Source organism: Streptomyces sp. NPDC002643 (assembly GCF_053592555.1).
On sequence record NZ_JBSFVY010000032.1, the window covers coordinates 1 to 21,438 of the forward strand.

The 21,438-nt window shown below is 68.2% G+C and carries 21 protein-coding genes; 3 read left to right on the forward strand and 18 right to left on the reverse strand.

Features of this window, described 5'->3' with window-relative positions; genetic code table 11:
• Positions 1 to 448 precede the first annotated feature (448 nt).
• From ACWD4G_RS35650 to ACWD4G_RS35715, 14 genes are all read right to left on the reverse strand, one after another.
• Entirely contained in the window at positions 449 to 1,651 is a 1,203-nt protein-coding gene (locus ACWD4G_RS35650; RefSeq protein ID WP_451301012.1) for a hypothetical protein, read from the reverse strand.
• A complete protein-coding gene (locus ACWD4G_RS35655; RefSeq protein WP_451301014.1) occupies positions 1,648 to 2,649 on the reverse strand; it encodes a thiopeptide-type bacteriocin biosynthesis protein in 1,002 nt (333 codons plus the stop codon). Before ACWD4G_RS35655 ends, ACWD4G_RS35650 begins: the two co-directional genes overlap by 4 nt.
• Entirely contained in the window at positions 2,631 to 3,854 is a 1,224-nt protein-coding gene (locus tag ACWD4G_RS35660) for a lanthionine synthetase C family protein (protein ID WP_451301016.1), read from the reverse strand. The genes ACWD4G_RS35655 and ACWD4G_RS35660 overlap by 19 nt, the downstream gene beginning before the upstream one ends.
• The gene (locus tag ACWD4G_RS35665; RefSeq protein WP_451301018.1) at positions 3,851 to 6,901 is read right to left on the reverse strand and encodes a lantibiotic dehydratase; all 3,051 of its coding nucleotides are present in this window, start codon (positions 6,899 to 6,901) and stop codon (positions 3,851 to 3,853) included. Before ACWD4G_RS35665 ends, ACWD4G_RS35660 begins: the two co-directional genes overlap by 4 nt.
• A gap of 87 nt (positions 6,902 to 6,988) precedes the next feature.
• Positions 6,989 to 7,195: an FxLD family lanthipeptide gene (locus ACWD4G_RS35670; protein ID WP_451301020.1), complete on the reverse strand. Its 207-nt coding sequence runs from the start codon at positions 7,193 to 7,195 to the stop codon at positions 6,989 to 6,991.
• A 58-nt stretch (positions 7,196 to 7,253) separates the two neighbouring features.
• A complete protein-coding gene (gene fxlM / locus ACWD4G_RS35675) occupies positions 7,254 to 8,477 on the reverse strand; it encodes a methyltransferase, FxLD system (RefSeq protein WP_451301022.1) in 1,224 nt (407 codons plus the stop codon).
• 236 nt (positions 8,478 to 8,713) lie between these two features.
• Positions 8,714 to 10,078 carry a phosphotransferase gene (locus ACWD4G_RS35680; protein WP_451301024.1) on the reverse strand — a complete coding sequence of 455 codons (1,365 nt, stop codon included), beginning with the start codon at positions 10,076 to 10,078 and terminating at the stop codon, positions 8,714 to 8,716.
• 35 nt (positions 10,079 to 10,113) lie between these two features.
• Positions 10,114 to 10,398 (reverse strand): hypothetical protein, encoded by a 285-nt coding sequence (locus ACWD4G_RS35685; RefSeq protein WP_451301026.1) that lies wholly within the window; start codon positions 10,396 to 10,398, stop codon positions 10,114 to 10,116.
• Entirely contained in the window at positions 10,382 to 11,206 is an 825-nt protein-coding gene (locus ACWD4G_RS35690; protein ID WP_451301028.1) for an SAM-dependent methyltransferase, read from the reverse strand. The genes ACWD4G_RS35685 and ACWD4G_RS35690 overlap by 17 nt, the downstream gene beginning before the upstream one ends.
• 7 nt (positions 11,207 to 11,213) lie before the next feature.
• A complete protein-coding gene (locus ACWD4G_RS35695) occupies positions 11,214 to 12,383 on the reverse strand; it encodes a protein-L-isoaspartate O-methyltransferase family protein (RefSeq protein ID WP_451301030.1) in 1,170 nt (389 codons plus the stop codon).
• Entirely contained in the window at positions 12,380 to 12,871 is a 492-nt protein-coding gene (locus tag ACWD4G_RS35700) for a LuxR C-terminal-related transcriptional regulator (RefSeq protein ID WP_451301032.1), read from the reverse strand. The genes ACWD4G_RS35695 and ACWD4G_RS35700 overlap by 4 nt, the downstream gene beginning before the upstream one ends.
• 82 nt (positions 12,872 to 12,953) lie before the next feature.
• Positions 12,954 to 13,181 carry a hypothetical protein gene (locus ACWD4G_RS35705; protein WP_451301034.1) on the reverse strand — a complete coding sequence of 76 codons (228 nt, stop codon included), beginning with the start codon at positions 13,179 to 13,181 and terminating at the stop codon, positions 12,954 to 12,956.
• A 1-nt stretch (position 13,182) separates the two neighbouring features.
• On the reverse strand, positions 13,183 to 13,971 hold the full coding sequence (locus ACWD4G_RS35710) for a DUF6415 family natural product biosynthesis protein (RefSeq protein WP_451301036.1): 789 nt from the start codon (positions 13,969 to 13,971) through the stop codon (positions 13,183 to 13,185).
• A gap of 455 nt (positions 13,972 to 14,426) precedes the next feature.
• Positions 14,427 to 14,861 carry an ATP-binding protein gene (locus ACWD4G_RS35715; protein ID WP_451301038.1) on the reverse strand — a complete coding sequence of 145 codons (435 nt, stop codon included), beginning with the start codon at positions 14,859 to 14,861 and terminating at the stop codon, positions 14,427 to 14,429.
• A 218-nt stretch (positions 14,862 to 15,079) separates the two neighbouring features.
• On the opposite strand from ACWD4G_RS35715, the gene ACWD4G_RS35720 reads away from it, so the two are divergent.
• From ACWD4G_RS35720 to ACWD4G_RS35730, 3 genes are all read left to right on the forward strand, one after another.
• The gene (locus ACWD4G_RS35720) at positions 15,080 to 15,871 is read left to right on the forward strand and encodes an aminotransferase class IV family protein (protein ID WP_451301040.1); all 792 of its coding nucleotides are present in this window, start codon (positions 15,080 to 15,082) and stop codon (positions 15,869 to 15,871) included.
• A gap of 78 nt (positions 15,872 to 15,949) precedes the next feature.
• Positions 15,950 to 16,810: a formylglycine-generating enzyme family protein gene (locus tag ACWD4G_RS35725; protein WP_451301042.1), complete on the forward strand. Its 861-nt coding sequence runs from the start codon at positions 15,950 to 15,952 to the stop codon at positions 16,808 to 16,810.
• A gap of 409 nt (positions 16,811 to 17,219) precedes the next feature.
• Positions 17,220 to 18,461 (forward strand): helix-turn-helix domain-containing protein, encoded by a 1,242-nt coding sequence (locus ACWD4G_RS35730; RefSeq protein ID WP_451301044.1) that lies wholly within the window; start codon positions 17,220 to 17,222, stop codon positions 18,459 to 18,461.
• A gap of 57 nt (positions 18,462 to 18,518) precedes the next feature.
• Here ACWD4G_RS35730 and cutA read toward each other — a convergent pair whose 3' ends face one another.
• The 4 genes from cutA to ACWD4G_RS35750 form a co-directional block, all read right to left on the reverse strand.
• Positions 18,519 to 18,842, reverse strand: coding sequence for a divalent-cation tolerance protein CutA (cutA, locus tag ACWD4G_RS35735; protein WP_451301046.1), 324 nt, complete (start codon positions 18,840 to 18,842; stop codon positions 18,519 to 18,521).
• A 100-nt stretch (positions 18,843 to 18,942) separates the two neighbouring features.
• Positions 18,943 to 19,296 carry a hypothetical protein gene (locus ACWD4G_RS35740; RefSeq protein WP_451301048.1) on the reverse strand — a complete coding sequence of 118 codons (354 nt, stop codon included), beginning with the start codon at positions 19,294 to 19,296 and terminating at the stop codon, positions 18,943 to 18,945.
• 317 nt (positions 19,297 to 19,613) lie between these two features.
• Positions 19,614 to 20,417 (reverse strand): serine/threonine protein kinase, encoded by an 804-nt coding sequence (locus ACWD4G_RS35745; RefSeq protein WP_451301049.1) that lies wholly within the window; start codon positions 20,415 to 20,417, stop codon positions 19,614 to 19,616.
• Positions 20,418 to 20,538: 121 nt separating this feature from the next.
• Complete coding sequence (locus tag ACWD4G_RS35750; RefSeq protein ID WP_451301051.1) at positions 20,539 to 21,294, reverse strand: phytanoyl-CoA dioxygenase family protein; 756 nt, start codon at positions 21,292 to 21,294, stop codon at positions 20,539 to 20,541.
• Between the last annotated feature and the right edge of the window lie 144 nt (positions 21,295 to 21,438).

Here is a 21,438-nt window from a genome sequence, read left to right on the forward strand (position 1 = left end):
CCAGCGGTGCACCTCATCAACCGTGACGTCCCCACCCATGCCCACTTCAACGAGCAGCCAGACCAACCGTCACACCAACTGCGGCTGCAGTACTAGGCAGCACCTGCGGTCAGCCGATCGAGTTGGGTGCCGTCCGGTCGATGTTCGTTGTCGAGGAGCACCCTGAGACGAGCTTTCGTAACCCACCAGAGCGAATGATGTGCGTTCAGTCCGGTGAGGTAGGTATTACGGTGGCCTAGCGTAAGGGCAAGCGACGTTGGCCTCTGGATCCAGGGGGTAGGGTCGGCAAATGCGCATAATCGTCCGCTCAACTCGAGCGCGGCGAGCCGACGACAAGACGGCTGTAGGTCTCGGCTGACCATGCGGCGGCGGGTGGCCTACCGGAAGGCACTCCACCGCGGCTGAGGAGGAGTCCGGGTGATGGGCGAGTACTACGCACATTCCCGCATCAACTTTTCGCCAGCGGCTCGTTGGCTGAGCTGATGCCCGGCTGCTTCGACTGTGGCAATGCAGCGCTTTGCTGAGCGAGGCAGTGAACGAGGCTCATCTCCGCTGTGCTGACGGCCTGCATCATGGTGGATAGTACAGATTCCGGCAGTGTCCCCTGACCGAGGCCGCCGTCGCAAACGATCGCTTCCAGCTCCCGATATGACCGACTGCTGACCGATGGGGCGGCATGGCGGAGGATCTCGCGCGCTGCGTATGCGTCGCCTGCCCGCGTGGTGTCGCTGACGATCGTGTCATACAGGGGGCGTGTGAGGGCTTCGCAGCCTTCCGGTACCAGGTCGATCGCCGCCAGGATCAGCCGCACCCGGAACATGCGCAGGTGCGGCGGGGCCGGCTCCAGCGCATCCTGCACGGCGAATGCCGCAGTGGCGAACCCTTTTGCTGTGGCGCGGCCCGCAAGGTGGTCGGCGTAGTGGTGGAGGACCTGCGCGACGGCTTCCTCCCACGGTTCCGTGATCGTGGCTTTGTCGATCAGGGAGTTGGCTGTGTCCAGAGCGTCCGTGTGCAGGCTCGCCACGATGCGTGCTTGCCTGCTGCCGTACAGCCGCTCGGGTTGCTCGTCGTAGGCGGTCGCGTGCTCTGCCGCTTGATGCCATTGGCCGGCGGCAACCAGGAGCCGGGTGCCGTCGTCGAGCAGGAGGTCGTGGAGCCAGGGCTGGATGTGGTCCAGGGCGGCGTCGGTGGTGAAGCCCGTGAGGTCGATGGCCTGCCCGTGGACGGTCACGCTGCCGCCGTCATGTGTGGCGCGGTGCACGTTCATGAGCTGCTGAAAGGCGGCCTGCGGGGCGCCAGTTCGGGCGGTCAGCCGTACGAGGTTGACGATGGGCTGGAGGCTGGCGATGGCAGTGTCCCCGGTGACGGGCCATGCAGCCTGGAAGAGACGGAGCTGACGCAGGCAGAGGTCTGTCGCCAAGTCGGTCAGCCCGCAGTCGGAGGCGATCAGAGCGGACAGGTTCCAGGTGGCGCACGCGAGGTTGATCCGGTCGCTGAACGGTCCGTCCTGCGCCGACTTCTCCCCGCAGGAGCGGACTTCGTCGATCCGGGCGGCGAAACTGGGGTAGACGAGGTGGGACCGGCTGACCAGCGGGAACCGCCTGGAGAACTGACGGAGCCTAGCCTGTGGGTGCTGTGGCAACGCGGTCACGGCATCGGCCTTTCCGTGGGGTCAGCGGGATGCAGGATCGCGGTATGTGCCGCGTGAGCGAGAACGCTCTGGGTGCGGGCGGGCAGACCGATCCGGTTCCAGTGGAAGATCACGTGGTAGGAGAGGACCTCGCGCAGGCCGCGGTCGAGGGCTCCGTCCCGGGCGGCTGTGCCGAGGTCTCTTCCGGCCTGCCGAAATGCGCTCACCCAGGCGGCGGCGGGCTTGAGGGTGCGGTCCGACTGGAGCATGGGGCCAGATGGGCTGGTGTCAGCGATGAGCAGCTGTCGGAGGCTGTCGGCCATTGCGTGGACTTTGGCGGCCGGTACGTCTGAGGGAAGGGGCCGTTCCCGGGTGACGCGGTGCCAGACGTCTCCTTGCTCGTACCACTCCAGTCCGGCGGCGCGCATCAGGGTGGCGCACAGCAGCAGTGACAACTCCCGGCGTCCCAGCTCGCCATGAGCTGTGGTGAGGATGGCGTGGCTGTCGGTGTGGAACAGGGTGTGGGCGATGGCCATGCTGTTGTCGCCGCCGAACGCTGCGGCTTCGGGCTCGTAGATGCCAGGCCACCAGCGGTGGACTCGTCCGGCTGCCGTGAGTTCGTCGAGCATGTCGGCCAGTGCCCGGGGGAGCTGCGTCCCGAAGGCCGGGAGCAGCCGCATCCGCCAGCACGGGTGCTTACGGATGAACCACCACCCAGTGATCAGACCGTCCTGTTGAGCCAGGTCCAGGACGGGGGCGATGTGGTCGGCGGCGGTCTGCTCGGCCTTGTCCCAGTCGGTGAACTGGATGTACAGCTGACGCCATGCCGGAGGTCCCGCCTGCTGGGCGAGGGCCTGTTGCCCGGCCTGCTGGTAGATGGCGACGGCGGCGTCCAGGTCGGCGGGCTCGAGTCCGGCGCGGGCTGCGGCGGTGTCCGTGTCGCAGCCAGCCAGGACGTCCAGCACAGCGCGCAGGGTTGCTTCCAGGCGGACGGGCTGGATCAGTCGATCAGTAGGCATGCGTCCCATCCCGAGGTCGGCGCAGCGTCGTGGGCTGCGGTGGTCAGGGCGAGGGCGGTGCCCGCTGCGCCTTGCAGGAGGCCGGGGTCGCGGCCGGGACGGGCGTGCCGGGTCAGGGCGGCGGCCAGGTCGGGCAGGGCGGCGCGCAGACCCGGGGCGGCGGCGTCGTGGGCGGCGCGGAAGGCGGTCTGGTAGACGCCCGCCCAGCCGTGGCACAGGCCAGCGTCGGCGATCTTGGACAGCTGATCGGGATTGGTCAGGCAGCGGACCAGGGCGTCCTCGTACAGGCGCTGGCGAGCCGGGTCGCGGCGGGCGAGGGCGGCGAGCTGTCCGGCGCGGGCGATGCCGGGGGTGCCGTAGCACCAGCTGGGCCGTGCCGGGCCGCGCTGGGCGGGACGGCCGGCGCGGAGTTCACCGAGGCGGAGGTGCTCGGGCCACCAGAATCCGGTGGGGCCGTCCTGCCGCCACGTGTCGAACCAGTGAAGGATGGTGTCGACGGCGTCTTCCTGTCCGTCGACCCTCACGCCTTGGCGCAGGGCGCGGGCAAGGAGCAGCAGCGGGCCGCCGATCCCGTGGGCGACACCGAAGTTGGCGTGGCCGGCGGGGACGGCGGACGGGGTGAGGTCGGGCTGGTGATCGACCCACCAGCCGGGCAGCAGGCCCAGGTCACCGTGTCGGATGGGGCGGGTCAGCCGTACGAGGTAGGCCAGGACGCGTGCCATCGCGGTGCCGGACGGGGACCGGCGCAACAGGTACGCGCCGATGCCGGTGAGCCCGTAGAAGATGTCGTACTCGTGGAAGCCGGCTGGACGCCCGTAGCGCATACGAGTCCGCGCCGCGTCGCATCTGCGGTGGGCGAGTTGAGCCACGTGGTGGTCCAGGGCTGCCAGCGGGTCCTGGTACCGGGGAGCCTCGGCCGTGATGGCGCAGTCGAGCATGAACGCTGCCGCAGGTGCCCCCAGGTACAGGCCGCTGGTGTCGGCGGCGCTGACGGGGGTGGCGACGGCGGTCTTGATCCAGGGGTGTGCCTGCTGCCAGGTTCCGTCTCTGGTAAGGGCGCGCTCGATGTGCAGGAGCGCGGATCCCGCGGCGCCGGCGGCCAGGTCCTGCGCCGCCCAGGGCTGGTCTTCGGGCGGCGGGACGGGGGTGGCCAGGTGGGCTGCGAAGGCGTCCGCCAGCAGGGCCGGGCTGGTTGCGTTGGTCATGGCTGCCGCTCCCGGTGTCGCAGGGCGCAGGCCCGGGTGAGCCGGCCGGTGGTGCGTTCGTGATCGGGGTCGACGGGCAGCGCCCGCACATGGTGCTCGTGGAGCAGCGACCGCAGCACGCTGTCGGAGTTGTGTCCGGTGGCCAGCTGCTGCCGGTAGGCGGTCAGGGCGGCAGCGCGCTGCCGCCAGGCGGCGATGACATCGGGGCCGCCCGGCAGGGCCTGGAGAGCGGTGTGCTCGGGATCGGCCAGAGCCTGGGCCAGGGCGATTCGATCCCGGGGTATGGGGCCGCGTTCTTGAGGCAGAGTGCGGGTCAGCCAATCCGACGCCTGATCTGCGTCGCTGGTGAACCGCACCGCCAGGTCGAACATGCTCGCAGCGGTCAGGGCCTGCCCGGTGGCGGCGTCATCCGCAGCGGCACGGATCTGCGCCACGCCGGCGGCCGAGTCCGAGGCGAACACCAGGTGCGCGGCGTCCAGAGCGGGGCCGTGCCCGTACGGGCCGGTCTGCGGCGGGTAGACAGCCAACTCCAGTCGGGCCGCCAGATGTTGGCTGCGGAGGGAGTCTGCCCAGGTGTTGACCAGTTGGGCGGCCGGACCGAAGGCGGCTGGATCGGGGAGGCGCAGGTACAGATCCAGATGCTGGTCGGAGTCCGGCCGGGTTGTGTCGCGATGGCGCCTGAACCACCAGAGCGGCATGGTCGCGAACTGGTCGAGCAGAGTGGGCAGGTGGCCGGACAGGATCTCGTCGTACCGCTGGGGGTGCGCAAACAGCCGGGCATACAGGACGGTGGACTGGCTGGGCGTCCCGGGGGCGGCGGCAGCGGCATCCCGCAGGCGTGGATGGTCGGCAGGGGTGGAGTTCGCCAAGGGGATCAAGAACTGGTGGGGGCGGCCGATCCACGCCCAGTCCTGCGCAGTGGTGCTTTCGCGCAGTTCGACAACGCGGTTGCGGTCCACGCCGGCGCGTAGCAGCGCCCGGTGGATGTGCTGGGCGAGGTCGAGGGGCAGCTGCTGGCCGTCTTCGACCAGAGCAAGGTGATCGGGGACGCAGAGCCGTTCACGCCACCGGGCCAGTGCCATGTCCCAGTCGGCCATGGGGGCGGACCGGCCGGGCAGTTCTTCGGCGGACAGCAACCAACGGGCAGGCGCGAGGATCGTCCGCTTGTACCGCACACGTGGCAGGTACGGCAGAGTGGCGGCGACGCCGAAGGTGAACGCCCTGTAGGCGGCGCTGCGGGCGGTGGTGATCTCCGCCAGGAACCGGGCGAGCGGCGGTGTGTGGACGGACGCTTCCAGCGCATGGGTGACGCGAGGCTCGACGTGCTGCCCCGTTGAACTGCGCACCAGATAGAACCGACGGGTGTCCGCAGTCACCGCCAAGTCGTCGAGCGGGATCACGCCGGGGCCGGACTCGTGGTGCTGGCCGAGAGGGATGGTGAAGGGCAGGATCTGCACGGTGCGGGCGATGTTCTCGTTGCGGCGCCGCCGAGGAGTGAACGACAGCTGTGCCGCGATGGCACCAAGGCCGGCGGTGGCGTACGAGGCGGTGAGCGCGGTCTGAGCGGACGGTGGGAGCAGGTGCGCGAACCGGCCGAGCATGCTGCTGCCAGGGCGGGGGGCTCCGGTGACGAGCAGCCGGTAGTCGCCGCACTGCACGGCCTCCAGGGACGGGGCGTGGATCTCCACGGCGATCTCAGCCCGGGGCAGGGGCAGCAGCGGTTCGGTGTGGCCGGCCGTCAGGTCGGCGATCGTCGCCCGGGTAAGGACCAGCTCGCGCCTCCCATCGAGCATCGCCTCCTGGAGCAGGCGCAGGATCTTCTCGTCCCGGTCGGTCACCTGATACGGCGGGCGGGCGCGCTCGGAGCCCAGGAAGCCCGCGGGCAGGCCGAGGCCGCTGTCCGCGACCAGGTCCAGTACGGGCACGAGGGCCTCGTTGCCGTACCGGTTGAGGAACCGCTGGTGGTAGTCGCGCCATTGCGGATACCCGTAGGGATGGGGCGACAGTTGGTGCATGACCCCGGCTGCCTCGGCGGCTTCGGCCAGGAGGGCTTCGGGGATATGGGGGGTGCAGTCCAGTGCGGCGTCCACCAGGAGGGGAACGCGGCCGGTGGCACTCACGCGCTGCATGCTCTGCGTCAGCCGGTCGTCGGGCGTCCAGGGGGCAACGCTGTCCGGGTGGTTCAAGCCGTCTTGGATCGACGAGAGCTGGGACACCATCTCTGCGACGTCGGGGATGGCGGCGGCATCTGCTTTCTGCAGCTCATCGCATAGGTGGGCGAGCGTGTCGATCGATGTCATCGGGGGCCACAGACTGCTGATCAGGATGTGCTTGCCCAACAGGTCGGAGATCAGGCTGGTCAGCTGGTCGGGGCGCGCGGTGGGGAACCGGTCGGCAAGGCGGTGCACGAGCAGGGTGTACGGGATCGGGGTGTGGGCCGCCTCCAGCACGGCGGCCACGGGCCGGGTGAGGCGGACCGACAGCTCGATGGGGGCGTAGCCGGGGGTATGCGCATCGGCCGGCATTCCCTCCACTACGAGCCGGTTGCCGCGGGAGCGGCCGGTGTTGTTGGCGACCACCGTCAGTCGGGCCAACATGGCGGGGTTGCCCTCCAGCCGGTTGATGACGTCCGTCAGCCAGTCGGAATCGGGCCGCAGAATCGTCCGGTACCCCTGTCCCCACCGGACATGGGCAGCTTGAGCCGGCTGCGCGGGGGCGACGCCGGCGAATACCCCGAACGGCGTGGGCCGGTGGTTCCAACGCAGGAGGTAGGCCGCCACGGACCGGACGGCCCGCCGGATGCGGCGGGCATCGGCCAGGCTGCCGCTCAGGATCTCGTCGATGCGCCGGCACAGGACGGGGCTGGCCGCGGACAGCGCGTCGGGTACTGGGGCGCGCCACACCTCGACCAGCCACTGCCGGCCGCGCACCGCGGCGTCGTCGCCGTACAGGTCGAGGTCTGGCACGGGTATCTGGCGGGAAGCGGTGGAGGCGCGCAGCAGCATTCCGGGCTGCCACTGATAAGTGATGGGTGATCCGTGGGCCACCGGTGCCCCTTCTGGTCGGGGGTGCGCGGACAGGTGGTGCCGGGGCGGCAGCGGTGATCCGCTGCCGCCCCGGCGGCCGGAGGCGTGTCAGGCAGCGTCCTCGATGGAGGACTGGCAGGCGCTGGCCCCGTTCTCGCAGGTGTTGCCGCAGCCGTCGCTGGTGGGGCACATGAAGACGGTGAAGGGGCTCTCGGAGATGACGACCCGGATGTCGAGCTCGAAGTCGTCCTCGGCGAGGGCGTCGACCGGCAGCCCGACCGGGGCGGGGACGCTGTGCAGTACGGCGGTGGTCATGTGATCACTCTCTTTGTCCGATGGGATGGTGCAGAACACCCTGGCCCAGCACCGCGGTTCAGACGACCGGCCAGGAGATCGAAATCCGGCTGTGCCTCTTGTCGATGATCCGGTCGCCGGTGATCCGGTCATCGGGCGTGCCCGCCGGGTAGACGGCGATGCGCGGGCCGTCAGCGCCGCGGACCTTTTCGCCCCAGGTGCGGAGGATGTCGGCGATTCGCTCAGCGAACTCGGCCGCGTCGGGCCCGAAGGCGTGGACGCCGTACTCTGCGGTCTTCTTCTCGGTGTCGCGGCGCACGACGGTGTAGGCGAAGTGCGGCCCGTCGATGGTGACCATGGACCAGCTGCTGCCCGTGGGGCCGATCTTGCCGGTGGTCAACTCAGGGTTGGTGGACATGAAGCAGTACGTCGGGACCTGCGTGGACAGGTACATCTGGAGGGTGCCGATGGGCTCCTGGCTGGCGACGGTCACCCCGGTCCACGTCTCGGCGCGGGCGCTGTTCAGGACGCCGTCCAGCAGAGAGGGGTTGGCGGGCAAGCCCTCGTCGAAGCGCAGCGTGACGCCCTCCTCTCCGGGGAGCTGCATGACCTGCTGCGTGTGGGAGCCGGCGCCCTGTGCCGCCACGAAACCGCACACGTGGGCGCTGGTGGCGACGAGGTGGTCAGCCTGCCGGACGAACCCGTAGGTGCGGGTCAGGCCGTTGATGCGGAGCGGCACGACGAGCCGACCGTCGTCCTTGAGCTGGTCGATCCAGGCGGGCGGGATGTCCCAGGCGCCGACCGTCACCACGATCGCGTTGTAGGGGGTGTGCTCGGGAAGGCCGTTCTCGGCGTCGGCGACGACGACGTTGACGCCCGTGTAGCCGGTCTCGGTGAGGAACCGCTTGGCTCGGTCGGCGGGCGCGGGGTCGATGTCGACGGTGGTGACCTGACCGGTGGGTCCCACAAGCTCCGCGAGGTAGGCGGCGTTCGGACCGTTGGTGCCGATCTCCAGCACGTTGTCACCCGGCCGGATGCCGGCCTGCTCCAGCTGCATCGCCTGGATCTGCGGAGCGGACACCGAGCTGGTGTGATTGCCGTGCTCGTCCTCCTGCGTGATCACGGCGTTGTACGTGCTGTATGCGTCGCTGAGCGACGCCTCCGGTACGGCAAGGTGCCGGGGCACCTTGCGCATGGCGGCTTCGACCGCGGGCGACACGATCGTGCCGTCCTCCTTGAGCTGGTCGACGACCTTGTTGCGGAGCTGGGTGGCCTCATCGTTGGCCACGGTCACATCGGTCATAGGGGTTCCTTGCGGGGCCTCGTGCGCCTTCGCCTCCGGCGTCGGCGCCAACTGCATGGTGGTTCGGCGATGGATGCCGGCTGGCGGAAGCCGGCGTTTGCTCAGCGCCCCAAGGGCAGCTCCTGAATCCGTTCGAAGGTGTAGGTGTGGCGGTCGGGATCGGTCGAGCTGCCCGCGCCCGTACTCACGCCAGGCATCCTCATTGACCCGCTCCGATGCCGTGGGATCGGATGTCGTCATGCCTCCTTCCGGAGCCGGTGCAGGGTGCGATGCCCGCGCTCGACGAGTTCGGGGTCGCCGTGCGCGGCGCCGTACTGGATGCCGCTGAGCGCGTCGAGGGCCGACAGACCCTTGAGCGCTTGGGCCTCGTCCGGGGACAGAGTTCGGCCGTAGCCGTCGAACAGGGCGGCTTCGAGTTCGGGCGCGTCAGCCCAGGTGTCGGCGATGCGCACGAAGTCGCTGACGAGAGGCCCGATTTCCGCGCGTTCCCAGTCGATGAGGGCCAGGTTCCCGTGATCTTCGAGCAGCAGGTTGCGCCGCTGCACATCGCCGTGGCGACGGCCATGGGGGACGGGCGGTACACGGGGCAGGTGCAGGGCGAGGGACCGCACCAGCGTCTCTTCCCCGGGCTCGAGGAGCCCGTCGGCTGCCGCCAGGTGCCGCTCCAGCTTGGCCAGCCCGCCGAGGGCCTGCGCCATCATAGGGGGTTCGCCGAGATGGAGGGCCCGCAGGAGCTGCCCGAGCTGGCGGTAGACCGACTGCCAGGCAGCCATGCTCAGATCGGTGCCGTGGAGTACGCGGCCGGGAAGCGCGCTGACGATCACGGCGAGTTGTTCGGGGTCGGCGGCGACGAGCTGCGGGGCGCGGCCGGCTCCGAGGGCCGGGGCCCACTCTCTCAGGGCGCCCACCTCACGCTGGTGGAACTTGGGCCCTTGGTGAACCTTCAGGAACCAGCTCCCGCTGTCGCGTCCGGTCAGCCGCCACACGCGGGAGGCTTCCCGCGCCCAGGAGGCGTCCGTGGCCTCCCTCAGCGGGCCGATGGTCTGTTCGGCGAACGTGCCGAGCTGCTCGCCCAGGACGGCGTACGGGTCCGGCGCCCGCGCGGGCAAGGGGCTCAGACGGCTTGGCCCGTTCGCGTCGTAGGCGATCGGGTCGTCGGGTTCCTGGAGGTGCAGGGCGAAGGAGTGCCCGTTCCGGTACGCCTCCAGGCCGGCCCGGCAGTACGCCACCATGTCGTCGGGCAGGTCATTGAGGGCAAACCAGTCGAGCTGTGAGCAGCGGTCCGGTTCGGCGATACGCGGGACGCCGATCCATCGGGTGACCTCGAAGAACCAGCCGGTGCGGTTGTGACCCTTGGGGCTGCGGTGCTGCATCACCATCGCGACGCGGACATCGGTCGGCCTGATGATGATGCCCAGTTCCTCCTCGGCTTCCCGGACCAGCCCGGTGACCACGTCCTCGAAGTCGCCGTCGAGGTGCCCGGAGGGCATGTGCAGCAGGCCCGAGGCGTAGGTGTCGCCCGCCCGCCGGCTCAGCAGCACCTCGCCGTCACGCCGCAGGATGAGATGGACGTCGACCGGTTCCCGGTGGCGCTGCGCCATGTTGTCCCCGCCCCGATGCGAGGCTGTCTGCCCGTTCACCGCTGGCCTGCCAGACGGGGGTGCGGCCGGCGCCGACTCGCGTCCGGGCACCAGGGCGTGGCATCGGCAAACCGCCCCTCAAAGGGGTTTACGGGAACGCGCGAGAACGCGCGGGTGTTGGGCATGCGGATCTCCGGGGTGCAGACGTGACGTCCAGCGTCAGTGACCGCGACGCCCGGGTGCCCGTTTCCGGACGCCACGGATTCTAGCTGGGACACCATTGCGAGTTGGCTGGTCACCGGCTTGATCACGCCGATCTGCTGATCACACAGCTCGGACATGCGCGGTCTCCTTTCGGGCCGTGCCGGCGTATGACGCGGCCTGGGTCAGGACCGGGTTATCGAGTGCCAGTGTCTGCGGCGCGGTCAGGCCCGGGGAGGTCAGCTGCCAGCCGTCGAACAGTCGGGCGATCTGTTCCTTCGTTCGCAGGTGGACGGGGCAGTTGGCCGCCGTCATGGTCTTGGCGAATCGGCGCACGGGTTTGCCCGAGACGTCAGCGGTGGCGTGCGTGATGACGAGAGCGCTGCCGGTGGCGGCAACGTGTTTGTACTGGTCGACGAGGACGGTCAGGGGCTGCGCCGCGGTGTCCTCGATGTGGTGGAGCACGCTGCCCAGGAGAAGGATGACCGGTTCTCGCCAGTTGATCGTCTTCAGAATTTCTCTGGAAGCGAGGATCGACTCGGGGTCGCGTACGTCGGCGCACAGGCTCTCGACTACAGCGGGCGCCTTGGCCGTCATCATTGCGTCGGCGTGAGTGTGCACCAGCACGTCGTTGTCGATGCACACGGCGCGGGCGTCGGGATGAATGCGGGTCAGGACATCCACCGGCGTTGGGTCGTGGGGAAGGCCGCAGCCGAAATCGACCAGCTGCCGGATGCCCGCGATGGCCAGGACCTGCACCATCAGGAGCACGTACATGCGCTCGTGGCGGACGGCGCTCTCCAGGAACGGCATGCGGTCGGCCGCCCGAAGGGCCCCGTCACGGTCGACGATGTAGTGGTCTCGCCCGCCGAGCAGGTAGTTCTGCATCCGGGCGCTCGACGGCCGTGCCTGCAACTCGGCGATCGCTGCGGAGGGGTGGAGGAGCATCGGGTGGTCAGGTCGCATGCCGCTCCTCCTCACCGGTGATGGTGTGGAGTTCGGGCAGACGCCACGACGGACCGTCCGGTGCGCCGAGCCACAGAGTGTGTTCCGTCTCCGTGATCGTCACGCCCAGCTGCTCAACCTCTGGTTCTCCGGCCGCGTGCCACTGACCGAGCGCGTCAAAGAGGTCAGAGCCGAGATCGCGCGGCCCCCACTCGTAGATCCGAGGGGAGTGAAGGAAGACCACTGCCCGAGACGCCTGATGGTCATGAATACGCAGGCGGTCGACAACGTCCCCTTCGAGCTGCGCAACGCCGCGCACCACCTGCATCCGAAGATCAGGGCGAAGCATGCCGGCGAACAACCGGGCCGCCGGCCGTACGTGCGCCGCCCTCGCGTCCAGGGCTTCCGACGCCCTTGGGCTGCCTTGCGACTCGACGGAGGTGCCCTCACCAGGGCGGTGCTCGCGCAGCCACACGGTCTGCGGAGTCGGTCCGGCGTGGAAACGCCCACTGGCCGACGCTCCGTCCCGCGCCACGGTTAAGACGAGCAGCGTGCTGGATCCGCCCAGAGCGGTACGGACGGGCAGGCACAGCCGGCCACCCGGACGAATCGGGGTGATCCACTCCCACGGCACACGGCGTACCGCACGATGGGACAGGAGCCCGTGGAACGAACCCGCCGGTCCCAAGACCCCGGCTTGAGTCCCGCTGACCACCCGAACTCGCGGGTAGGGGCGTAGGCGCTGCCGGGCGATCTCGGCGAGACGTTCTGTGTCCGCGGCCGTTACTACCTGGCCGCCCTGTAGAAGGTGCTCCAGAGAGGCTGCCGTCCAGCCGCAGTCTGTGCCGATCTCGGCAACGGCCGTCCCCGGTACTGGAGCGAGCGCGGCCAGGCGCGCCGTGGCGTCTTCTTTGGACGGGATCACTCCCGTGACGATGCCGGGGCCGCCCTCCCCACCGTCGTCGACGTCGAACACGAGCATCTCGGAGCGATGGACGAACTTCGCCCACTCACCGGCGTTCTTACTCCGGTCCACCCTGCGCCAGCGACCACCTCGGTGCGTACGGATCACGTTGGGCACGAAGTCCTGTCGCCGATCGCAGTTGAACACGTCCCCCGCATGCTGGTGAACGGGGCCACTGCCCGGTCGCAGGCTGTCGGCCTCGACGCGGGCGTTCATGCCTGTCCAGCCATGGAGACGACGTCTCCGGAGTTTTCACGGCCGGTCGTGGGGTTTAGGAGACGGAACTGCCACCCTCGCGTGACTGCGTGCGCGGCCGAGGAAGCGCCCAGCGCCCGCAGCAGGCGTCGAGCGTCCTTGCGCACGTCGCCCAGCGGACGCTTCGCGCCGGCCGCGATCTCCTCGACGGTATTTCCGTCGGCGAGTCCTGCCAGGACTGTGCGCTGCTCCTTGGGCAGCTCGACGACGTAGTCCACGGGCCCGGGGACGTCCAAGTGCCCGTGACGGTAGGCGAGGTCCACCATGCCTGCACGCTCCGAAGTTCCGAGCTTTCCGCCGATCCGGAGGATGTACGTCTTGACCGTGCTGTCGGACACTCCCATGTCGCAGGCCGTCTCTGCGGTCGTCCTTCCCTGAGAGATGCCCAGCAGAGCCTCGCGCTCCTGAGGGGAAAGCGGCGGCGAGATGGTCTCGTCCGGGGCCGGCATGGTCCTACTCCTTTGGTTTTGGCACAGTCGTCGTCATATCGGGGTCGGCCCACTTCGCTGGTCTGCTCGTTGGGGGCGTGAGCTACGAACCGTCGTAGAGCTGCAGGGCGAGTTCGGCGAGGACGTAGACGGTGGGCAGGCTGATGGCGGTAGCGAGGAGGACGGCGCCCCGGTGCTCGCGAGCCTGTCGCCAGCCACGTCGAACGCGCCCTGGGGCCGGCTCGTCTTTGCGGGGTGAGCCCGAATTCGGTGGGGCGGCCGGAGCACGGTGAATCAGCTGAGGAGGCGCCGCGCGATAGGACCCGGTCATGTCATGCACCGTCCCGCTCGCAGTCCTGTTCGGCGTAGCGCACCAGGGTCTCGGTGTGGACGGCGAGACGGTATGCGTGCTCCCTCGCCGCCTTGAGCCCCTCTCCCGGAGCGACGTCGAGGGCCTCCTGCGAGCGTTCGATCGCCTCACCGCATGCGGACCACCCGCGACTCCCGGCGGCGAGCGATTCCAAGTGGATCGAGACGTAGGGGACGAGCGTCGTGACGTAGCCGCCGAGCGCTCGCGTGACCGCCGCGAGGGTGTGCGGATGCGGGTACACCCCCGCGTGCTCCCAGGACTTCGCCGCACGAATGGCTTCGCGGATACGCGTCGAATCGAACCCGGCGCACACAGTCCTGCCCCAGCCGTCGACCATGTCGGCAGAGGCGTCGACAGCAGGAAAGACGGCGAGCAGCTCCCGCCCGACCTCGGACATCCGCCGGTGCAGGGACGCCGCACGCACGGTGTCGCCGGGAATCTCTTCGTCGAGTAGCGCACGCACGCGTATGACCAGTCGATCCTCTTCCAGAGGAGGCTCGTTGGCATCGACAGGAACGACTGCTCCGAGTAGTCGCATCAAGTGACCGCGCATGAGGAGCAGTTGGACGTGTCGTTCGTCCGGGTCTTCGCTGACGGAGGCAGTCTCGGCGAAGACCAGTCTGGTCACTTCGCGGTGAAGGGTCTCCTGCACCGCGCGACGCGACGGTCCGGGCGCGAGGGTTGATACAGCGATCCTCAGGTCACAGCCCAGTTCCCTCAGCGAGCCCTCCGGCCAGGGCACGCCGTCCACTTGCCCACCGCCTACTGCGGGGGCCGAGGTCGTGCTCCGAGGCATAAAGGCAACTCCATTGGTGTGATGCGTAGTTGGCGATTGGGGTGTCACCTCGGCGGCCCCCAAAGAGGGGCCGCCGAGGCGTTTCGAGCCGCCACTCGCCGACAAGGGCGGTTCGTTCAGGAGGGACACGGCGCGGCGAACTACACGGGCATCGTTCAGGGAGCTCGGAGACGCCGGTACCGCCGCACAGGACTCGGTCGGGACGTCCTGGGGCGTCCCGCTGTCCGGATCGCTTTCGTGGCCAAGCGACCGAACACGGGTACGTCGTTGAGGCTGAAGCGTTCTGCTGCGGCCCTCAGGTCGTGCTGTTGAGGACATGGAAAGGGGTGAGGATGTATTTGATGGATTCACATCGTGGGTGGAGCGTCGCTGACTCGGTCCTGCTGCGGCTTCAGGCGTGACCGGGGCCATCACGACCTCCTCGCGGGGACGCGGAAGACGCACCACGTCGTCTTGCCGTCTTTGCTGACGCCCCATTTCCGTGCGAGGACGGCGACGATGAACAAGCCGCGGCCCGACACGTCCTCGTTGTTGGAGGGGCGCACTTCGGCTGGGGTCGGGTTGTCGTCAGTGACTTCGATCCGCAACTCGTCATCGGGATACCGGACGCGTAGTCCCACGTCGCCGGTCCCGTGCTCGAAGGCGTTGGTCACCAGCTCGGAGACGGCAAGCACGATGTTCTCGGCCAGTTCGCCGTTCACGTTCCACAGGCCCAGGAAGGCGCGGGTGATCCGGCGTGCCTGCCTCGCACATGCTGAGTTGGAGGCGAAGGTCACGTCGAAGGCGCGCGACATCTGGGGCAGTGCCTTCGCGGCAGCCGGCGCGATGGCTGTGGCGGGGCTCATCGAGGGCCTCCCAGGTGGGCGGTGCGGGGGAGCGGGCGGCATGCGGCGCCATTGCGCCGCGCGGCACGCCTCGTTTCGTCGATCACCAGGCGTGTTCGCACAGTGACCAGCGAACACTGTGCGGTACGAAAGAGGGAAGGAAGTAGCAGTGAAGTTGACCCGTCAGTAACCACGATTGGGGTGCCGGAGGAACAGGGGGCCCTGACATGCTGGGTGGCATGGCAACTCTTGATGGAAAGCCCGTGTCCGCAGACGATTTGCTTCCCCTGGCTCTGACCAACTTCGGTCACTTCACGTCCATGCGCGTCGATGGGGATGGCAGCATCCGGGGCCTGACGCTGCACATGGAACGGCTCGTACGGGACTGCAAGACCGTGTGGGGCGCGGACCTGGACACCGCGCTCGTTCGCGACTACGTCCGCCGGGGCCTGGAGGGACAAAGCGGCCCGTGCGTCGTTCGAGTCACGATCTACGACCCGAAGGTCGAGATGGGACACCCAGCCGACGCCGACGAGCCGCACATCATGGTGTCCGTGCGTAGTGCCGGCGCCCTGCCCCCGGAACCGCTGCGTGCCATGAGCGTGCCGTACGAGCGCGACTTGCCCGAGGTGAAGCACGTCGGTCTCTTCGGTGCCCTGCGCGCCCGTGGGGCAGCACAGCGCGCAGGGTTCGGCGACGCGCTCTTCGTCGGCCGCGACGGTCGCGTGAGCGAGGGTGGCACCTGGAACGTCGCCTTCATCGACGGCAACGGGACCGTGGTGTGGCCCCAGGCACCCGTCTTGCCCGGTGTGACGATGGCCCTCCTCCAGAAGCACGCCAGCGGCGTCGAACACCGCACCGCCCCCGTCACCCTCGACCAGGCCAAACGCATGGCGGCGGTCTTCGCGACGAACACCAGTATTGGGGTCCGGGCCTTGTCGGCGATCGACGACAAGGCGCTGCCAACTGAACATCCCGTGCTGACTGCTCTCCGAGAGACGTACCTGTCCATCCCCGGCGAGACCCTGTAGCCGTAGGGGGCGAGCGTGACAACGGGGGTCACACGATGGACTGGCCGCGAAGTCGCTCTGCTGCGCGAAGCACTGCGCATGAACGGAAAGGACTTTGCCGCCAAGGTCGGAATCAGCACCAGGCAGCTCGTGAACTGGGAGGGGCGGGGCGAGTCGATCAAGCCCCACCCCAACAACCAGGCCGCGCTCGACACCCTGCTCTCCACAGCGTCCCCCGACGCCCAGTGGCGATTCGCGCAGCTCCTCACCGAGCAAGCCGCAGTGGGGCGCGACGAGCGAACCGAGGAGCTCCTGCGCCGCGACCCGCGCACCATAAGACATCCGGTCGACGGCAAGGTCATGGTGCTGATCGAGGAAGGCATCTACCTGTCCGGCCCTGAGGATACGTCGATCTGGGTGGATGCCTACCGGATCGACGTCTACCCAACGACCAACCTCGACTACGAGAACTTCGTCCGCGCTACAGGGCATCGCCCGCCGCAGCACTGGACCGGCCAGCGCTGCCCCAGCGCGCTGCGCGACCATCCCGTGGTCTGGCTGACGTGGCACGATGTGGACGCGTACGCCCGCTGGGCGGGCAAGGCGCTGCCCACCGTCAGCCAGTGGGAGAAGGCGGCCCGCGGCCCGAAGGGGCGCGCTTACCCCTGGGGCAGCGATCCCACCGCCGCGAAGTGCAATACCGCAGAGTCGGGCATCGGAGGCACGACACCCGTCATCCGCTACCAGTCCGGAGTAAGTCCCTACGGCGTTTTCGACCTGTGCGGAAACGTGTGGGAGTGGTGCTCTACGCCGGGAACCGACGGACCGAACCGGTACCAGTTGAAGGGGTCCGCGTTCAGCAGCCCGTTCGAGCGTGCCGCGCCGGCGCTCGAGAACGCGGCCAACTCCACGATGAAGGACAACGACACCGGGTTCCGCTGCATCGCAGCCGCCCCGTAGCTCGGCGCTTGGCGAGGCTGTGGTGAGCCAGTCCGTGTGCGCGCTCGTTGTCGATGTCGATGGGCGCTCTCCCTGCACGTCCTCCTTGGGACGCACGGAACCGATCGAACCGTGACTGTCCTCGGGAAGCACATCAGCCTTCCCTTGGACAAGAAGGGGAGAACCTCGACCCGGCAGCCTGGCTGCGTTGCAGAGTCGGTCTCTCCTCGGCCAAGCTCCGGCTGCCGGGACGGTCCTCCTCGTGAACGGGGGCGGTGCTGCCCTGCGCAACGTCGTCATGAGCCCATCGCATCGCGTGTCCGGGCCCTGGACCAGGGGAATTCGGAGGGGGAAAAACTTGTCAAGGGGGGAAACTGGCGGGGGAATTGAGGCCATGATTGGATTCCGTCCCCGGACAGAGGTCACACTCATGGCAGATCCGTTCGCCGAACTGCTCCTCCGGCTCCGGAAGGACGCAGGCCGGACACAGGAGCAGCAGGCAGCCGCCATCAACGCTGTCTCCGGCCGGGACACCATGACCCGTCGAGAGATCAGCCGCTACGAGCAGTTCGAGAACGTCCCGACCAACCACACGCTTGAACCGATCGCGGCGGCCTGCGGCGTCTCATTCGAAGACTTGAGGCGGGAGGCCAAGGCCGCTCGCGCCAGGAAGAGAAAGAAGTACGCCCGTGAAGAGGAGGACCAGGAGGACGTGAAGCGCCGCACTCTGCTGGGGGGCGCCGCCATTGGCGTGAGCGCGGCTGCCGAGCCCTGGGGACGGCTGGCACTCGCCCTCAGTAAAGGTTCCAAGACCGACGCGTCTGCCGCGGCTGGCCTCGTCACCCGCGCTGCTGAGTTGCACATCCAAGAGCTCAGCCTTAGCGCACGGCGGTTGCAGCGCACGGTCGAATCTCACCTTGACGCGATCACGGCAGCTTTGCCTCGTGCCGGCGAGCACGAACGGGCTCTCACTATCGCCGCCGGAGAAACCGCAGCCCTGGCCGGGTGGGTGGCCTGGGACCTAGGGGAGGTCAACAAGGCTGACGCCTATTACCAGGTCACGTCGGAGTGTGCATCGGCCGCCGGACACCCTCCACTCCGAGCCCTGGCCCTAACCTACGCCAGCTACGGAGCTCCGACGCCCAAAGAGAAGTTGAGGCTTCTGTCCCAGGCAGCACAGGATGTTCGAGGACCAGGCAACGCCACGGCCGCTGCCTGGGTGCTCGGCAGGCACGCCGAGGAGGCTGCGGCGCTCGGCGACGACACAGAGGCACTGCGTGCATTGGAACGAGCACGTTTCGCCTACGACTTTGCCGATCACACAAGCGAGCAGGCGTGGGTCCGATTCGTGACCCCTCACCGCATGGACTCACTGGCACTCTCCGTCTACGGACAGCTGGGAAGATCCGAGCTGACCGCCACGGCCGGCACTGCCGTCGAGCGCCTTGGGGATGACCTATCAGATGCAGGTGTTGTCGTCCTCGGTGACCTCGCTTCCGCGCTGCTACGCGGCGGAGATGTCGAACAAGGTGTCTACGTAACACGTCAGTTTGCGGCTGCGAGTCAGGCCAAGCCCAATACGATGGGCAAGGAGCGCGCCCGAAACATCGCGACCTGGCTTCCAGACAACGAGCGCGAACTTACCGAACACCTAATGCAGTTCGCGTCTTGAGGCTCGTGCCACACCAACGCAGAGCTCGCCCAAGACGCGAACGCGTCGTGCAGCGCGTCAGCGCTTGGTCGTCTCCTCAACGACCCAGGAAAGGTAAGCAGCCGATCCGCCTGTCACGGGAAGGGTGACCCACTGCGGCACCTCGTACGAGTGCTTCTCCGACACCCACGCCTCCAGTTCCGGAAGCTGGGCCGCGGTTGTCATGTACGAGATCCGCCACTCCTGCACCGTCTCGATCTCACTTTTCCACCAGTAGACGGCGGTGAACGGCGCGTCGATGTGAGCGCCCGCTGCCAGCTTGCTCTCAACCGCGCCTCGAGCCAGCGCCTTCGCCTGGTCCTCGTCGTTGATGGTTGTCTGCGCAATCACGATGTCGGTCATGCCACTACCTTTCAAGCCGGGAGTAACCCGACCCTATCCAGCGGCTTCCCGTGGGTGCGCAGCAGCGGCTTCCTGCGTGTGCGCAGGTACCAGACGGTGCTCAGGCTGCGGCTTCGCCGGGGTCCTCGTCCTCCGGGGAGTCGCCCGGGTAGGACCACCCATTGACACCGTCGGGGAGTTTCCGCGGATGTGGGTCAACGTCGTATGCACTGGGGGATCGACGAGGCGCGTCCGTGATTTCAGGGGCGGAGAGCGGCTCCTGATCCTCGGCGTCCCGCCTCTCGGCGAGACTGGCGACCACGACGGCCAGGGCAACGCTACCGACGGCCCCGCCGACGGCGAGGATCTTCCCCTTGTGCTTCTTGATCAGGTTCTTCGCGTTCTCGACGAAGGAGGTGGGCTCGCCGTCCTCAGGGGTCGGCTCGCCGGGCGTGGAGTCACTTAACGCACACATCTACCGGACACATCCCTCACCTGTCAGGCAATCACCTGACATCGCGCGATCAAGTAGTAGACCCTGCAGGCGCCGAGCCCGTTCACGTCCGACAACGGAGTGTCGGCCGTGCGCCCGCTGCCGACCGAGCAGTCCATCGAAGCCGTCGGCCGACCCGTTGCGTTCTGAACCGAGCTTTCGCCGCATGAGGCGCAACGTCCTGGACGTCACCACGCCTGCTGAGGCACCTCAACTGGACTTTCCCCTGATAACGGACATGGTCAACGGTGCGCGAAACTGGGGCTTGAGTCGCGGCGGTTGGCCGCCGGTAACGGCTTTCAACCAAGCCTTGGGACGGCGACACACCACGCCTGTGCCAAGGCTTCGACGGAGGCGAACCGGTGGGCAGGATCGTCGGCGGTGGCCCGTTCGACGACCGCCAGCTGCGATGCAGAGCCACGCCATTCCCGCTCTTCGTCGCCTGCATCCAGCAGCAGACGCAGCGCACGTCCAAGCACGTACACGGTCGTTCGAATGTCGATGGTCGAACCCTTGGCGAACTCCTCCGGCGCCATGTAGCGGCGGGACCCTGGCAGCCGGTCAGTCTCCAGGATGAAGGGCCCCGGACGGTATTCGTCCAGGTCACACAGAGACATGCGACGGTTCCCGAAGTCGTACAGCATGCACCCGTCGTAGAGGTCGACAGCGACAAGCCCGGCCCTCTCCACGGTCACGTGCGCGTCGAGTATCCGCTCCAGTGCCATCAGGACGTCGGCGACGGGAAGGCGGCGGAAGCGGGCCATCGGACTGCCGGGGGCGGCCCGGCCGCCTTTGCGGGAGGTGGTGGGGTGGTACAGGACCTCACCCTCCACCCACGGGTAGACCAGGGCCACGCCACCCCTGAGCGCGATGGAGCGCTCCAGGGGCACGATCACCGGATGCTGGACCAAGGCATGGACCTGCACAGCTCGGCGCAGCGAGGCGACCGCCTCCGAGGTGACGGCGCCCTTGACGAACCATCGCTTGCCACCGACAGCGACCCCGTAGGACACGCAACCAGAGTCCTGCTCCCGGAAAACACTGAAGACGGTACCCACTTCGTGCAGGAAGGGTTCCAGGGCGTCGACGGGGCCGGCGTCCAACAGCGGGTGCGAGGGCATGACGTCTGATCCTTCCAGCCCGGACGCCGCATTGCGACAGGGCGAGGCCAACCGAACTTGATGAGCCGACACCACACGCCGGCCTGATGCTCCGCGCCGCTTCTTATGAGCGGAATTCGGCGAGCGGGTTGGTGACCCTCTGCCGCCAGCCCTCCCGGTGGCCGCTCGCGTGGAGCCGGTAGTACACCGTCTCGCGCCGCCTCTCGTCCGCTGTGCCGTCGTGGTTGCCGATGTTGTGGGCGAGCAGGTAGTGCGCGAACAGCACGCTACCGGCGGGACCGACCGCCTGCATCGGCTCGCCGAGCTCGATCTTCGGATACGGGCCAGGATTCATCTCCTCGACCCGGGCCAGGGCATCCGCACCGCGTTCAGCGAGGTACTGCCCGAATCGCAGATGTGTGCCCGGCCAGATCCACAGGTTCCCCTGGTGCGGCCGGTCATGGTCGGTGAGCCATACGCCGGCCAGCAGCGAGAAGGAGCCGGGGCGCCCGTCCGGTTCGCACGGCGTCAGGCCGTCGACGTGCGGGCCACCCGGCCGGTGTGTCCAGGGCGGGATCGTCGTCGCCACCTGCGCGAAATCCGGCTCTTGGACGGCGAGATCCGACCGCAGCAGCTGGGCGGCGAGCTCACCGATACCGGTCTCCCGGTAGAAGTCAAGCAACGGATGGACCTCCGCGGCGAAGCGGGGCCACAGGAAATACGGTCCGACGTGATCGTCAGCGAACGGGTGTTGCTCCAACAGTGCAGTGACGATCTCGCGCCCTGTGGCGATCTGCTCGCAGCTGAGCACGCCGGGAATCACCACAAACCCCTGTCGGCGGAACGCGGTCCGTTTCTCGCTGATGATCGTCGACGCCATACTCTTCAGTGCAGCAGTCAGCTTCTTTCCTCAGCAACCCAATTACCTAGGCCGCCCGTTGACGCTCCTATAGGAGCACCTGTGTCCTGTGCGCATGGCTCTGGCGGGCGATGCTGACGTGCTCTGTCTCGGAATGGCGTCGGC

What these genes read in the sequence shown, in the direction of transcription:
- ACWD4G_RS35750 (WP_451301051.1), bottom strand. Translation starts at nt 21,294, where the DNA reads ATGGCGTCGACGATCATCAGCGAGAAACGGACCGCGTTCCGCCGACAG.
- ACWD4G_RS35720 (WP_451301040.1), top strand. Translation starts at nt 15,080, where the DNA reads ATGGCAACTCTTGATGGAAAGCCCGTGTCCGCAGACGATTTGCTTCCC.
- ACWD4G_RS35680 (WP_451301024.1), bottom strand. Translation starts at nt 10,078, where the DNA reads ATGGCGCAGCGCCACCGGGAACCGGTCGACGTCCATCTCATCCTGCGG.
- ACWD4G_RS35705 (WP_451301034.1), bottom strand. Translation starts at nt 13,181, where the DNA reads ATGACCGGGTCCTATCGCGCGGCGCCTCCTCAGCTGATTCACCGTGCT.
- ACWD4G_RS35695 (WP_451301030.1), bottom strand. Translation starts at nt 12,383, where the DNA reads ATGAACGCCCGCGTCGAGGCCGACAGCCTGCGACCGGGCAGTGGCCCC.
- ACWD4G_RS35660 (WP_451301016.1), bottom strand. Translation starts at nt 3,854, where the DNA reads ATGACCAACGCAACCAGCCCGGCCCTGCTGGCGGACGCCTTCGCAGCC.
- ACWD4G_RS35740 (WP_451301048.1), bottom strand. Translation starts at nt 19,296, where the DNA reads ATGTGTGCGTTAAGTGACTCCACGCCCGGCGAGCCGACCCCTGAGGAC.
- ACWD4G_RS35715 (WP_451301038.1), bottom strand. Translation starts at nt 14,861, where the DNA reads ATGAGCCCCGCCACAGCCATCGCGCCGGCTGCCGCGAAGGCACTGCCC.
- fxlM (WP_451301022.1), bottom strand. Translation starts at nt 8,477, where the DNA reads ATGACCGATGTGACCGTGGCCAACGATGAGGCCACCCAGCTCCGCAAC.
- ACWD4G_RS35670 (WP_451301020.1), bottom strand. Translation starts at nt 7,195, where the DNA reads ATGACCACCGCCGTACTGCACAGCGTCCCCGCCCCGGTCGGGCTGCCG.
- ACWD4G_RS35690 (WP_451301028.1), bottom strand. Translation starts at nt 11,206, where the DNA reads ATGCTCCTCCACCCCTCCGCAGCGATCGCCGAGTTGCAGGCACGGCCG.
- ACWD4G_RS35655 (WP_451301014.1), bottom strand. Translation starts at nt 2,649, where the DNA reads ATGCCTACTGATCGACTGATCCAGCCCGTCCGCCTGGAAGCAACCCTG.
- ACWD4G_RS35725 (WP_451301042.1), top strand. Translation starts at nt 15,950, where the DNA reads ATGAACGGAAAGGACTTTGCCGCCAAGGTCGGAATCAGCACCAGGCAG.
- ACWD4G_RS35685 (WP_451301026.1), bottom strand. Translation starts at nt 10,398, where the DNA reads ATGTCCGAGCTGTGTGATCAGCAGATCGGCGTGATCAAGCCGGTGACC.
- ACWD4G_RS35730 (WP_451301044.1), top strand. Translation starts at nt 17,220, where the DNA reads ATGGCAGATCCGTTCGCCGAACTGCTCCTCCGGCTCCGGAAGGACGCA.
- cutA (WP_451301046.1), bottom strand. Translation starts at nt 18,842, where the DNA reads ATGACCGACATCGTGATTGCGCAGACAACCATCAACGACGAGGACCAG.
- ACWD4G_RS35700 (WP_451301032.1), bottom strand. Translation starts at nt 12,871, where the DNA reads ATGCCGGCCCCGGACGAGACCATCTCGCCGCCGCTTTCCCCTCAGGAG.